This window comes from Citrobacter sp. S55_ASV_140, from assembly GCF_018919505.1.
Lineage (GTDB): Bacteria > Pseudomonadota > Gammaproteobacteria > Enterobacterales > Enterobacteriaceae > Citrobacter > Citrobacter werkmanii.
Genome location: NZ_JAHLQZ010000110.1, coordinates 1 through 13,392, shown reverse-complemented (window position 1 = coordinate 13,392; position 13,392 = coordinate 1). Strand labels below are relative to the sequence as shown.

General features: G+C 48.1%; 12 protein-coding genes and 3 pseudogenes. 8 read left to right on the top strand and 7 right to left on the bottom strand.

Going from position 1 to position 13,392, the window contains the following annotated elements; genetic code table 11:
* The first annotated feature begins 146 nt into the window (after positions 1 to 146).
* Positions 147 to 2,090: a methyl-accepting chemotaxis protein gene (locus tag KQJ18_RS15750; protein ID WP_216422273.1), complete on the top strand. Its 1,944-nt coding sequence runs from the start codon at positions 147 to 149 to the stop codon at positions 2,088 to 2,090.
* A 45-nt stretch (positions 2,091 to 2,135) separates the two neighbouring features.
* Here the strand turns inward: KQJ18_RS15750 and KQJ18_RS15745 are convergent, their stop codons facing one another.
* Genes KQJ18_RS15745 through KQJ18_RS15735 form a run of 3 tightly spaced genes read right to left on the bottom strand, consistent with a single transcriptional unit; the run spans position 2,136 to position 4,059 of the window.
* Positions 2,136 to 3,275, bottom strand: a complete 1,140-nt coding sequence (locus tag KQJ18_RS15745; protein WP_216422272.1) for an HlyD family secretion protein — start codon at positions 3,273 to 3,275, stop codon at positions 2,136 to 2,138.
* A gap of 2 nt (positions 3,276 to 3,277) precedes the next feature.
* Positions 3,278 to 3,619, bottom strand: a complete 342-nt coding sequence (locus KQJ18_RS15740) for a DUF3302 domain-containing protein (protein WP_042308402.1) — start codon at positions 3,617 to 3,619, stop codon at positions 3,278 to 3,280.
* Positions 3,620 to 3,660: 41 nt separating this feature from the next.
* A complete protein-coding gene (locus KQJ18_RS15735; RefSeq protein ID WP_085048211.1) occupies positions 3,661 to 4,059 on the bottom strand; it encodes an ion channel in 399 nt (132 codons plus the stop codon).
* Between the two features lie 211 nt (positions 4,060 to 4,270).
* Between KQJ18_RS15735 and KQJ18_RS15730 the strand changes: the two genes are divergently transcribed.
* The 3 genes from KQJ18_RS15730 to KQJ18_RS15720 all read left to right on the top strand — a co-directional run bounded on the left by KQJ18_RS15730 (position 4,271) and on the right by KQJ18_RS15720 (position 6,649).
* Positions 4,271 to 4,909 carry a helix-turn-helix domain-containing protein gene (locus KQJ18_RS15730; RefSeq protein WP_110498069.1) on the top strand — a complete coding sequence of 213 codons (639 nt, stop codon included), beginning with the start codon at positions 4,271 to 4,273 and terminating at the stop codon, positions 4,907 to 4,909.
* A 161-nt stretch (positions 4,910 to 5,070) separates the two neighbouring features.
* On the top strand, positions 5,071 to 5,385 hold the full coding sequence (locus KQJ18_RS15725) for a helix-turn-helix transcriptional regulator (RefSeq protein WP_038640591.1): 315 nt from the start codon (positions 5,071 to 5,073) through the stop codon (positions 5,383 to 5,385).
* The gene (locus KQJ18_RS15720) at positions 5,378 to 6,649 is read left to right on the top strand and encodes a type II toxin-antitoxin system HipA family toxin (protein WP_216422271.1); all 1,272 of its coding nucleotides are present in this window, start codon (positions 5,378 to 5,380) and stop codon (positions 6,647 to 6,649) included. The genes KQJ18_RS15725 and KQJ18_RS15720 overlap by 8 nt, the downstream gene beginning before the upstream one ends.
* Positions 6,650 to 6,686: 37 nt before the next feature.
* On the opposite strand, the gene KQJ18_RS15715 is transcribed toward KQJ18_RS15720, so the two are convergent.
* Together KQJ18_RS15715 and KQJ18_RS15710 are read right to left on the bottom strand one after the other, a co-directional pair.
* Positions 6,687 to 8,054, bottom strand: coding sequence for a glycoside hydrolase family 10 protein (locus tag KQJ18_RS15715; protein WP_216422270.1), 1,368 nt, complete (start codon positions 8,052 to 8,054; stop codon positions 6,687 to 6,689).
* Between the two features lie 12 nt (positions 8,055 to 8,066).
* Positions 8,067 to 8,354, bottom strand: a complete 288-nt coding sequence (locus tag KQJ18_RS15710) for a VF530 family protein (protein WP_079224212.1) — start codon at positions 8,352 to 8,354, stop codon at positions 8,067 to 8,069.
* Between the two features lie 192 nt (positions 8,355 to 8,546).
* On the opposite strand from KQJ18_RS15710, the pseudogene KQJ18_RS24680 reads away from it, so the two are divergent.
* Positions 8,547 to 8,699, top strand: a pseudogene (locus tag KQJ18_RS24680) (GNAT family N-acetyltransferase); the annotation flags it as partial.
* Positions 8,700 to 8,721: 22 nt separating this feature from the next.
* Here KQJ18_RS24680 and KQJ18_RS15705 read toward each other — a convergent pair.
* Positions 8,722 to 9,645 (bottom strand): AraC family transcriptional regulator, encoded by a 924-nt coding sequence (locus KQJ18_RS15705; RefSeq protein WP_160956480.1) that lies wholly within the window; start codon positions 9,643 to 9,645, stop codon positions 8,722 to 8,724.
* A 166-nt stretch (positions 9,646 to 9,811) separates the two neighbouring features.
* Between KQJ18_RS15705 and KQJ18_RS15700 the strand changes: the two genes are divergently transcribed.
* From KQJ18_RS15700 to KQJ18_RS15690, 3 genes and pseudogenes are all read left to right on the top strand, one after another.
* On the top strand, positions 9,812 to 10,909 hold the full coding sequence (locus KQJ18_RS15700; RefSeq protein ID WP_216422274.1) for an alpha/beta hydrolase: 1,098 nt from the start codon (positions 9,812 to 9,814) through the stop codon (positions 10,907 to 10,909).
* 124 nt (positions 10,910 to 11,033) lie between these two features.
* Positions 11,034 to 11,405, top strand: a complete 372-nt coding sequence (locus tag KQJ18_RS15695; protein ID WP_216422269.1) for a DUF2255 family protein — start codon at positions 11,034 to 11,036, stop codon at positions 11,403 to 11,405.
* Between the two features lie 286 nt (positions 11,406 to 11,691).
* Positions 11,692 to 12,936: pseudogene (locus KQJ18_RS15690) on the top strand (ISNCY family transposase); the annotation flags it as partial.
* A gap of 70 nt (positions 12,937 to 13,006) precedes the next feature.
* Here KQJ18_RS15690 and KQJ18_RS15685 read toward each other — a convergent pair.
* A pseudogene (locus tag KQJ18_RS15685) lies at positions 13,007 to 13,392 on the bottom strand (toll/interleukin-1 receptor domain-containing protein); the annotation flags it as partial.

The window sequence follows — 13,392 nt, the reverse complement described above, 5'->3', positions numbered from 1 at the left end:
GTTATTAAAACCCGGCCAAAGTGCTGGGTTTTGCTATTTGTGACGCCGTCACTTATTTATTTTGCAATACTTAAGGAAACTTTATAAAGATAAAAACGCCGGTGCCGATACTGGGTAAAAGTTAGCCTTTTGCAGAAGGAGTTTGTATGGCCTGGTATCCTACTCGTATTTCAACGCGTTTAACCATTGGCGGCATTCTGCTGCTTGCAGTCACTACACTTGTTATTGTTGCAATTATGCTCTGGCGAGGGCAGCCGCGCGTCGTTGAAATCAATACCGCCCTGATCGAAGAAACGGGGCAAGGTTTAACCCGCCAGTTAAGTACCGTGTTGTCGCGAATTGAAGGTGAGACCGTCGGTTTGTCGCGACTGGCCGAAGTGCTGCCCAACGATGAATCGCTATATCAAAGCGTTGTTCCACATTTGATAGGTGAAGATAAAGAGTCGATCATTACCGGCGGCGGCATTTGGCCAGAACCAGACGCCTTCACCGCAGGCGTAGAAAAACGCAGCTTTTTCTGGGCGCGTAACGATGAAGGAAAGCTGATGTACTCCAACGACTATAACGTCGAAGGATCAAGCGGATACCACAATGAAAGCTGGTATCAGCATGCCAAGGGACATTCACAAAACAGCTGCTTATGGTCTGATGTTTACCAGGATACCAGTTCCGGGGTCAACATGGTAACCTGCAGCGTTCCTTATCAACTGGCCGGTAAGTTTGCCGGCGTCGCCACTACCGATATTCGTCTCGATAACGTTGCCACCTTTATGCAACAGCAGGGAAACAGCACCGGCGGTTACGCGTTCGTGGTGGATAAACAGGGACAAATTCTCTATTTCCCGCAGGCAGACCTGACAAAACACAAAACCATTAACGATCTGGCGCAAAGCGCGCAATGGCTTATCCCGGTGGAAAACGGTCTTAAATCTTTACGTCCGGCAGATGGGGTGAAGACGATTACGCTTGCCAACGACAATGTGTTGAATACGCCGACCCGGGTAATGCTATTCCCGATGGCGGATACCGGCTGGGTCGTGGGGCTGGTGACGCCTGAATCACGCATCGTCGGTCTCGCCAAAGTGATGATGCAGGACGTGCTGGAAGTGTTGATCCCAATTATGACGCTATTGCTGGTGGGATCCTGGCTGGTGGTTCGCCGACTGATTTCGCGTCTCGATGATACCCGCCAGGCGCTCGATGATATTGCGCAGGGCGAAGGCGATCTTACCCGTCGCCTGGATGTGCGCGGCAAAGATGAGATTTCGGCTATCGCCGAGGCGTTTAATCTGTTCGTCGATAAAATCTCAGCCATTCTGATCACCGTCAGAAGCAGTAGCGTGGTGGTGGCGAATAATGCCATCAGCCTGGCAGACAGCAATATGGAACTTTCATCTCGCGTCACGCAGCAGGCCGCTGCGCTGGAAGAGAGTTCGGCGGCGATGGAACAGTTAAATGCGACCGTTCATCAAAATGCCAGTAATACGCAACTGGCGGATGAGCTATCCGATAGCACCGCGCAAACGGCCAACCGCTGTGGCGATGTTATGCAGGGCGTGATCTCAACAATGGATAACGTCAGCGCGTCATCCGGCAGAATGGTGGAAATTGTCGCGGTGATTGACAGCATTGCGTTCCAGACCAATATTCTGGCCCTGAACGCCGCCGTTGAAGCCGCCAGAGCGGGCGATGCGGGCAGAGGGTTCGCCGTTGTCGCCTCTGAAGTACGTACGCTGGCCCAGCGTAGCGCCACCGCCGCGCAGGAAATTAAAGCATTAATTGATGAGTCCGTATCTCATGTTGGTAGCGGAAGTCAGCAAATTCACAATGCAGGCGAACGGCTGGGAGAACTGGTCAATAACGTACGGCAGGTGCGTCAGTTGATGGGGGAAATACGCGTTGCAGGCGAAGAACAGCGTAAAGGCGTTTCCGAAGTCACGCTGGCCGTTACCGAAATGGACAGCACCGTTCAGCAGAATGCCTCGTTAATTGATGATGCCGCAGCACGTACCCAGGCCCTGAAAGAAGAGGCGGAACAACTGGCGTTGCTGGTCTCTTCCTTCAGATTACCAGAACCTGCTACCGCCTGAGCGTCGAGTGAGGTCCGGGCGCAACCATTGCACCCGGACAGTCGATTAATGATCAAGGTACAGGTAGTGCATCCAACTGGTCATGCGCAAGAGTATTTTCCGTAGCAATGATAATGCTTCAAAATGCTGAGCTGAATAGACCGCAACCTGAGCGGCAACACCGTCTGGGAGCTGCTGTTCAGCCTGATTATTATCAACTTCGATACTGACCAGCACTTTGTTGCTGCCCGGTGTGACGTTTAAGGATTGCAATGTTCCCTGGGCATAATAAGCCCCGGTCGGGATCACGGGGGCAACACTGACGACTTTTCCTTGTACTACTTGTCCCGGCAAGCCATTGAAGACAATCTCAGCTTCATCACCCACATTGAGACGTAAGATCGAGTTTTGACGAAACGCCGCAACAATTTGGTTTTTGTGCGCAGGAATAAACACCATAACTGGCTTAAAAGGCAGTCTCGACGCATAGGTTCCCGGACGAACCAGTAATTGGCTGACATAACCGTCGCTGGGGGCGCGAACAATGGTTTGCTCATAATTAAATCGAGCCTCATCAATTTGAGCTTGCAGACTGGCGATCTGCGAGTTTTGTCCATGAATGGTGCTGTCGAGTTCTTTCTGAATACTGTTCAGTTCAGCATTGGCGGCGTTCATCGCCGCGTCCTGAGCCAGATAATCCTGGCGCGCTGTATCAATATCATTGGCAGTAAATGGGTTCACTTTTGCCTGACTGCCTTTCTGGTAGCGCTGATAGTTTTTGTAATATTTATCACGTTCAGCCCTGGCCTGTTCTAGCTGCAGTCGCGCGCTATTGCGTTTCTCCTCAAGGGCCAGAACGTCATGTTTTGCCGTAACAATGTCCGCTTCAAGCTTTTCCAGTTTAGCTTTATAACGGGCAGGATCGATTTTAAACAGGACATCTCCTTTTTTTAATGGTGTGTTAATTTTATCCGTTACTTCTGAAACCACCCCGGTAACTTGCGGAACAACGGGAATGCCCACAACCAATTTTTGTGCATCTTCTGTATAGGGATGATTATAATTCATGGTAAGGATCAGCGCCCCAAGCATGACCACGCCCCCCAATACCGCTGAGGGTAATGTCCACTTATTCAACGGAACCTTAAATACTTTAAAAATGACGTAAACGATAGCGGCGTAGGTTAATGTTAATAATATTTCCACGATTAATTTACCTTTGGATCCTGCGGGCTGTATGCGCTATTAGTTTGTTCATGTGTTTTTTCCAGTATCGCAATCCGCGCGCTTAGCTCAGCGATATTATGTCCTGAGGTATTTCCATGCCAGCCATGCTTATCACTGTATAATGTTGCCCAAATCCAGAGAAATGGCCAAATCGCATGTAATGTAAATAAACTGACCCAACCCGCGACATGTATGGCATCGAGGTGAGGGTGGTTGCGTTTCTTAGCGATCTCGTACGGGATGTCGTGCAAGATTAATACGCCATAAAAAATAATTAAGAACACCAGGATGAGTATTGCTAATGATAAATAATTGAGCAACATAGTAACTCCAACAGAATTTATAACTTAATTAGAGGGTATCTCTAACGTTGTTTTTCGCCGGATTCGAGCACCACAACTGCTACCAGTAAAGCGACCGACCAACCAGTTAGCAGTGCGCCTGTCATGCCTTCAAGTGAACCGGAGATCTCCCAGAATCGTGGTAACAGCAAATCGCCATAACCGACGGTGGCAAAACTTGTAATTGAAAAATAAAGCGAGTCGTAAAATGAACTAAAGCAATGATGAATATAATAAAATGTTGCATAAACGCCACATTCCAATAAATGAGCAAGTAGTAATAAAGAGCATAATAATCCTGCTCTCGGCTTTCTCAATGTTGCACATTGCAGGCGTCTGGTTACCCATCGCGTCAAAATATAATGAACCCCCACACATAACCCAGTAATAAATAGCGACCACAAGATATTTTTAATTAACATTGAAAAAGCCCACAAGAACCATTTTGTTCATTGATATTATCACTGTATTTTTTTTGACAAAAAGTATTAATGTATTGCAAGTATAAAATCAGACTTTCTTGTAAGGCTAATGTTAATAATAAAATCCAAAAATGGACTTTTCAGGTTTGATTTTTTCTCTATTACCGATAATCATTAATAAGATTATTTAGTAAATTAGACTGAGCCTTCTATGACCAGCAATACTGAACAAACCGGTAGCAGCGAAGAACTCCTTGCGACTAATATAACCAAACTTTTCAACGCATTACTGCCACTTTCTGAAGCCCAGTCGCTATATCGTAGCGGTTCTTTTATTATGGACTCTCAGGGTGAGAATGGGATCTGGTTGTTGACCGAAGGTAGAATAGTCATTCGCCGGCGCACTGATGGGCTCATCCTGGCCAGTCAGCAGGCGCCAATGATGCTGGGAATGGCCGAGTTCTTTCTTCCCACTGGGCATAACTTTTATGATATCGAAGCAGTCAGCCCATGCACTACTCACGTAGTGAAGAAAACGGATTTCATGACTATCGTTAATCGCGATCGACTCTGGGAATCTGTGGCAATAGTTGAAGCGTATATTATTCAGGTAATGAGCCAGCGCGATCGCCTGATCACCAGTCGAACCGCAACCGATATGGTTTGGGGGCATCTTGAACTTTTACAGCAAGAGCCGGATGACGTCAGAAAAAGAATCCCGGCGGTACAGTATATCAGGGAGCGAACCGGGCTTTCCCGCAGCACCATTATGGATACGCTTGCCAGGTTAAAACGACAGGGGGCGATCCAGTTGCATCGCGGGCATTTAATCTGCATTTCGGCAGACTAACCACCGCATCCGTCCATGATTTAAATATAGTATGATGGGTCTTATGACGGATTTATGACGTTAAATCCATCAAAACATATGTTATCTGCTTTGTATCAATCTCACTTTAACTCTATAATATTGTGTGTAAACTGGCATTTATCCAAATAAGGGCCAATATTATGGATTTAACACTCAATACGGCTGCTGATATCGTCAAACTACTCTGTGACAGATTGCGTAAAGAACGACTCGCGCGGCAAATGACGCAGGCTGAGGTTGCCGCGCGTTCAGGTGTCGGTGTGAATACCGTTTCGAATCTGGAAACAGGTAAGAACGTAGGATTTGAGAATCTGGTCAAAGTCGCAATGGTGTTAGGTTATGGCGATGCGCTGGAGGGTTTATTCAAACCCAGGATTGACAGTCTGGATGATATTTTGCGTTATGAGAGGAGCGCGGCACGCCAGCGGGTGAAAAGGAAAAATTCTGATGCCTGAACAAGTTGATGTCTTTTATGAAGGTTGGGGTGAGAAATGGCTGTGGGGGAAACTGGTGTCTTCCACAGCCCTGACCGGACGCCCGTTGATCGCCTTTGAATACAGTGAAGACGCCATACGTAAGGGACTGGAACTGTCCCGGCTGATGTTACCGCTGAACGGTCCACGTTTACGCAGGGATTTCCCGGCTCATCAGTTGGGATTGCCTGGACCAGTCTATGATTCGTTACCTGATGGCTGGGGTATGCTGTTGATGGACCGATTATTTAAACGCCGCGGACTAAACGCAGCGCGCATAGGTCCTTTGGAGCGCTTAACCTGGGTCGGCAACAACGCGATGGGCGCCATGACTTTCCAGCCCGTTCAGTCAGATGTCGAGAAGATGTCAAAAGAGGATGTGCCTCTCGAACAACTGGCCGCTGAGGTGCAGGAAGTCCTGAGTGGAGACGGCGGGGAATTCTTGCAAAAATTGCTTCAGATGGGCGGTTCGCCACAAGGGGCAAGGCCAAAAGCGCTACTTTATCGTGACAGTGTCACGTCAAAATTTACTACTGCGCCGCTACCCGGGAGCGAAAGCTGGTTGATTAAATTTCCCGCCAGGCATGAGCATGCTGAAGTATGCGCCATCGAAGCGGTTTATGCTGAATGCTTGCGTCAATGTGGGATTAGCACGCCCGATACGGCATATTTTGATCTGCCTGGTGGGCAGGCGGCCTTTGCCACCCGCCGTTTCGACCGTGACCAGTCAGTACGTATTCCAATGCAGAGTCTGGCGGCTCTAACCGGCGCAAATTACCAGTTACCCGGCGCTTTAGATTACCGGGATTTTCTGCGCGCCACGCAGATCTGTACCAATGATGTCAGAGAAAAGGCGAAAGCGTTCGAACGCGTGGTTTTCAACGTGGCATTCAACAATCGAGACGATCATCCGAAGAACTTTGCTTATTTAATGTCAGCCGATGGAAACTGGACTCTGGCTCCGGCTTACGACGTCACCTGGTGTGAAGGACCCGGCGGGTACCACCAAATGGACGTGCTGGGGGAGGCGCTGGATATCAAAAGAAAGCACCTTCAGTTGCTTGGCGTTCAGGAAGCTGAGCTCTCTGCTGACCAGGTGAACGCCATAATCGAAAAGATCTGCCACTCTGCGATAGGGCTGAGCGCTATGGCCAGAGACAAATATCCCGAGCAGATAACGCAAACCACGCTGGATACGATCCAGAAACAAATTAATGATAATGTCCGCCGGTTACTGTCCAAGTGATGCAGATACCGTCGCTACACTGACCTAAAGATAACCATTAACGCCCCCAACGGCTGCGAATATAGGTTACGGCCTCCTGCGTTTGCGGCTGATTAAGATAATCTTCGCGAAACAGGATGGTGCCGTTGATGTGTGGTTCGGACTCGTTCAGATCGAGCTGCTTTTTCAGCTCTGGCACGCCGCCTTTGACTGTCCAGTCCGGCTCTTTTCGTGAAGGTTCGCCGACTTTATACAGCGCCACTCCAATATAAAGGCGGGTGTTGGTTGATTTCACAACATCTGCCCACCACTTCGCCAGCACATCGTATCGCGCCGCATCACGGGCAAAAGGCCAGTACAACTGAGGGGCGATATAGTCCAGCAAGCCTAATTGTACCCAGCGACGAGTATCGGCATAAGATTCATCATACGCTGCTGCGCCACGGGTGTCGGAACCCGCAGGATCGTGAGAACGATTGCGCCATACACCGGCGGGGCTGACGCCAAATTCCACCTCAGGCTTAAGTTTCTTAATGGTCCGCGAAACCTGGGCGATCAATCGTTGCGTGTTATCGCGCCGCCAGTCAGCTTTGGAATCAAATCCCTGACCATATTTTCTGAAGGTCTGGCTGTCGTTAAGCGCTGAACCGGGAGACTCGGTATAGAAGTAGTCATCAAACTGCACGCCGTCGACCGGATAATTTTCCACCACTTCCGCCACGATGCTGGTGATCCAGTCGCGCACTTCGGGAATACCGGGATCCAGTACAAAACGCTCACCCGAGGTGCGGATCCAGTCCCGGTGCAGGACATAAACGCTGGAGGGCGTCTGCGACAGCGTGCTGTTTAATTCGGTGATCGTTGATGGTTTGAGATTAACGGACACGCGGTAAGGGTTAAACCAGGCATGAACTTTCATGCCGCGTTTATGCGCTTCATCGAGCATAAACTGTAGCGGATCGTAACCCGGTTCCTGACCAATCGTGCCGGTTAGCGTATCTGACCACGGCAAGATTTTAGATTGCCACAATGCGGAGCCATCGGGTTTGACCTGGAAAAAAACGGTGTTGATGCCAAGACGTTTCAGGTTATCCAGCTTATCCGTCAACGCTTTCTGCTGCAGGCTGATACGGATGGCAGGGGAACTGACATTCACTGATGAGATCGGCGGCCAGTCCAGACGGGAAACCGTCGCCAGCCAGATTCCGCGCACCGGCTCCTTATTCTGTTGCGGTTTACTCACCGGAGGTAGTGGGGCGACTTTGGGACCGGGCGGCTGTGAAGAGCAACTGCCAAGTAACAACATACTGCCCACAAGTACCGCGAACCATTTCAGATTGGTTCGCGGTAATCTGGCATGGCAACGGACGAAGATATTCGCCAGTTTTTTCTGATATTTTCCTGAAAAGAAACCGGATGCTGGCATCAGACTATGCTCTTATTTTTTCTTGTTGCGGCTGTTAGCCCAGGGATCAATAGCAGGTGCAGTGTTGTTGAACGGGGTCACGTCATGCAGCGAATCAAGATAGAGCGCTTCAACTTCAGCACGCGCCCACGGCGTACGGCGCAGAAATTTTAAACTGGATTTAACGCTCGGTTCATTTTTAAAGCAGTTGATGTTAATGCGTTGAGCAAGCTCGGCCCAACCAAAACGATCGACCAGTGCATTGACCTGCATTTCTAGCGTTACGCCATGTAAAGGGTCTTTTGAAGTATGAGCATTCATATGAAGTCCAGTTCGGTATTTCCAGATTTTGTCAGTCGTGCAACGAGACAGATTACAAGAAAGCGGAACGACCAGCAATGGCCCAAATCGACACTGATCTTCCAAGGAACATTCGCTGAAACTGTAAAAAGAAGAGGGCGGACAGACCTGACACTTCAGGCTAATCACGATGGAAGAACTCTTTTTCGTATAGCAATCCGTTACCAATTTAGCTGAATAGCCGATCAAGTGGGCATCAAAGCCATCATGGTACATGCTATTGATGGCAAAGCTCGGGCATTCTATGAGTATTTCGGCTTCGTTCAGTCTCCGATAGCAGCAAATACGTTGTTCTACAAAATTTAAGTAGTGCGGGAAAAAGCACAGCTCATTTAATATCATTTTTACCGACAGATTTTCTCAGAACAGTTATATCCCTTTTAGGTGACTCCCCGAACATTCTCGAATATTCCCGGCTGAAATGGGACAGGCTTTCATAACCGACAGCATAGGCTGATGTGGTAACATCGTAATGTTCATTCAGCATTAGTCGCCTGGCTTCATTGAGGCGCAGCCATTTCTGATACCGAAGCGGGCTCATTCCCGCAAGCTGCCTGAAGTGTTGGTGGAAAGAGGGCGTGCTCATTTGCACTCGAGCTGCCAGCTCCTCGACACGTAAAGGTGATGCTATATTCGTCTTTAACCAGTCGATAGCTTTACCGATACGGTAGCCATGGCCGTCTACTGCTGCGATCTGTCTGAGATGATCAGACTGATCGCTCATCAAAAGCCGGTAATGTATCTCTCTGTGAATCAGCGGCCCGAGAACAGGAATGGCTTCAGGCTCGTCAAGCAAAGAAAGCAGACGGCAGAAAGGCTCCAGCAAAACATGAGTAATAGTTCCTATACCGACACCCGTTCCCGCATCTCGTTTTTTGACCGGCGGCAGGCTTCCTTGTGCGATTAATTCCATCAGCACGCGCTGGTCAAGTTTGTAGGCTACGCCGACGCAGGGCCGGAATGTCGAAGCCTGTAATACTTCCGAACTGGCTGGCAGATCAAGAGAAGTGATCAGGAATTTTTCCGCACTATATTCATAAGGTTCACCACCAACCCACATGATCTTCGCGCCATCGGCCACCAGAACGATACTGGGAGGGACCAGACAGCTCACCGGAGGAGCGGGTTCGTTTCGGCGGAACAATTCGAGTCCTTCTACGGCTGTAGGAAAATCACCGGTGCCGGGTGTACGCTGAGCAATATCGTTCGAAAGCTCACAAAGTAATTTTTCAACCGACTTGTCAGAAATCATTCTGTAATACCTCACATTTTTACGTCTTTTGGCGTAATCAACTTAGCAGCTATGAAAATTGAAATATACGCTTTGAAATCAGGTTCAGAGGATCAGGCAAATAATGCAGAGTATTTTAATAACATCTTTCATTAAAGATACTCAAAATAACAACACTGAAATTACAATGAAAGGTTTTAATATCATGTCGCCAAAATCTTCAGCGCGCTTTTTTAATGGCGCACTCCTTGCCGGAGCAATGGCTCTGATTTCAACAGAAACTGCTGGCGCCCAGCCTGCACCAGGCACAGCAGATTCTTCAGTGCGTCTGGTTCATACATGGGATAAAACTTTCCCAAGAAGCGAAAAAGTGGATCATCAAAAAGTTACTTTTAAAAACCGTTACGGCATTACGCTGGCCGCAGATATGTATCTTCCTAAAGATCGCGGGAACAAGAAGCTTTCTTCGCTTGTTATTTCCGGACCTTTTGGCGCAGTAAAAGAGCAGGCCTCAGGTCTCTATGCTCAGACCTTAGCAGAGCGCGGATTCGTGACGCTGGCATTTGATCCTTCTTATACCGGTGAAAGCAGTGGCGAACCCCGCAATATTGCGTCACCCGATATCAATACCGAAGACTTTATGGCCGCAGTCGATTTTATTGGACTGCAACCTTATGTAGACCGTGAACGTATCGGTGTCATCGGTATCTGCGGCATGGGAGGGATTGCCCTGAACGCTGTTGCCATGGATAAACGCGTTAAAGCGGTCGTTGCCAGCACCATGTATGATATGAGTCGCGTGATGTCGAAAGGCTACAATGACAGCGTAACACTGGAGCAACGTGAGCAGGCGCTGGAGAAGATGAGTCTTCAGCGCTGGGAAGATGCGGCAAACGGCAAACCTGCATACCAGCCAGCCTATAATAAACTGAAGGGCGGTGAAGCACAGTTCCTCGTGGACTATGCGGATTACTACATGACCAAACGCGGCTATCATTCACGGGCCGTCAACTCTGGCAATTCATGGTCCGTGACAACGCCGATGGCCTTCATGAATTTCCCGCTAATGACCTATATTAAGGAAATTTCTCCGCGCCCGATCCTGTTCATTCATGGCGAAAAAGCACATTCGCGTTATTTCTCCAAAACGGCTTATGAAGCGGCAAATCAGCCAAAAGAGCTTCTCATTGTAAATGATGCCACTCATGTCGATTTATACGATCGTATGGACAAGATCCCGTTCGATAACATCACTGCATTTTTCAACAAAAATCTTAATAAGTAAGTCATAGGTACTCTGGAGCAGACTGATGACAGCTACTCTACTTTCTGATGCAAAATTAAATTTCTTAATATTATCGAGTTAATGCTGCAAAAGAAAAAAAACGCATATGAAATAGGAGAGGTTTATGTTCTGGAATCCTGAATTATTAGCAAAAATAGATGCGGCCGACGACTTGAAAATCGCTCCGTACCACCCCGATATGAATACGACCGGTACGCCGACATGGATTTGGGAAGTGAAGGTGGATAACCGACTTTTCGTCCGAGCCTATAGTGGTACCAGTTCAAAATGGTATCAGGCAGCATTGTCTCAGCAGGCAGGTAAGATACTGGCTATCGGACAGGAGTTCGTCGTGCTGTTCGCAAAACCATCAGACCCTGAGCTTGAAAGTAAAATTGATCAGGCTTACCAGAAAAAGTACCTCAGCAGTAGCTATGTTACCGCAATGACTGGGACACGTGCCAGAGCGGCCACGATCGAGATTTTACCTTCGTGAAGTGATGCTGCGTGTTTACCAGCGCCAGCTGATTGATCGCCTGACAAAGTTAAAAGCCGCCTACATAGAAGGTGGCTTTTATTTCTTCCCATCGATAGGGTAGTCAGAAATCACAACGTATTTAATTATTGCGTATCCAAGAGTAGAAGCAGAAGCGATGAGTTAGTAGTGGTGTCAACCAATGTCCAAATGCCAGCAAACGAAAGATTGATGGGGATTTAACTCTATGACTTTGTGCGCATTACATGATTTAACATAATATACATTATGCGCACCAGTGATGTGTCAGACTCAGCGTTTGATGAACCGCTTTCGTGAATCTGGTGCTGCAGGTCTGGCAAACCTTCGACGAGGACGCCCCGGTAATCACAGACTTCCTGAGTCACTGAAGCTGCGTGTACTTTCTTTACTTCACGATAACTACAGCGACTTTGGACCAACGCTTGCCGCAGAAAAATTGCGCGAACGCCATAACATCACGGTGTCTGTTGAAACGCTCAGAAAATGGATGACGGCTGATGGACTCTGGGTCCCATACTCGCGTCGCAGGCCACGTGTTCATCAACCCAGATACCGGCGTGACTACTTCGGAGAACTTGTTCAGATCGATGGTTCCCCGCATGACTGGTTTGAAGGACGCGCCCCCAAATGCTGCCTTCTCGTTTTTATTGATGATGCTACTGGCCGCCTGATGCACCTTCGTTTTGGTGAGACTGAGTCTGCTTTCGATTACATGATGGCCACTCGCGAGTACCTCAGACAACACGGTAAACCACTGGCGTTTTATAGTGATAAACATGGCATTTTCAGAGTCAACAACGGTGGGACGACCACGACTGGCACGACTCAATTCGGTCGGGTTCTGGCTGAGCTTGGAATTGAGCTGATATGTGCCAACAGCCCGCAAGCTAAAGGTCGCGTTGAGCGTGCAAACCAGACTCTTCAGGATCGGCTTATCAAGGAAATGCGGCTTGAAGGCATCAGCAGCATCGAGGATGCCAATACCTGGCTGGATACATTCATTACTGACTTCAATCGTCGTTTTGCCAGGCCAGCAAAATACCCTAAAGATCTGCACCGACCGGTGTCTGAAAGCGCTCAAGATCTGGATGATATATTTGCCTGGCAGGAATCACGTAAGCTCTCGAAAACGCTGACTTTCCGTTACGATAAGATGATATATCTCGTTGAACCTACAGAAGAAAATACCAGAATTGCGGGCGAAAAAATCACAGTTTACGATTACCCGGATGGCACACTGGCGTTTAAATATGGCTACCGATCACTCAATTACCAGGTATTCGACAAACTGGAATGTGTCGACCAGGGACAAGTCGTTGATAACAAACGTCTTGGGGCTGTTCTGAAGCTGGCGCAAAGCAAAATGGATGAACTCGAACGCGAGGGTAAGCGTGATCGGAGCAAAAAGATGCCTAAACGACGCGCACAGGCCAGGGTTCAGGAGCAATTGAGGGCCATTAATCCCGTGCTGGCTAACCCTGAAGAGTTCAGAGCCAGCCTTAAACGGTAGCGCCCTCCCCATTCCAAAGGCATAACCCCGCACTCCTCTGAAGTTAGGGGTTATCGTCGATGAATGAAGTTTATACGTGCCTACTAAACGATATACTTTTGGCAGGTGCAATTACGTAGCTAAAAATTAATTCATCTCTATCATCAGCATGTCTACCACGATAGAGAACTCGTTCAATTTTTACTGCTAAATAATATCCATTTTTATTTTGCAATACAGCCAATTCCCCTTCATTCAACGAAGTGGAACTATCTTCATTGTAAAACGAGTTACATTCGGCATTATTAATTTGTTCAATTTCAGTAATTCCAGTTGGAATACGCAAGGAATGAATGCTTTCTTGTCTATTGTATATCCATATACTTCCTTTACTGCATCTGGACCAGGATAGCTCGAAAGCCATATCTCCAGCACCAACCCAGAATTTCCCGTTGTTCAACGTAGGGTTGAATGTAA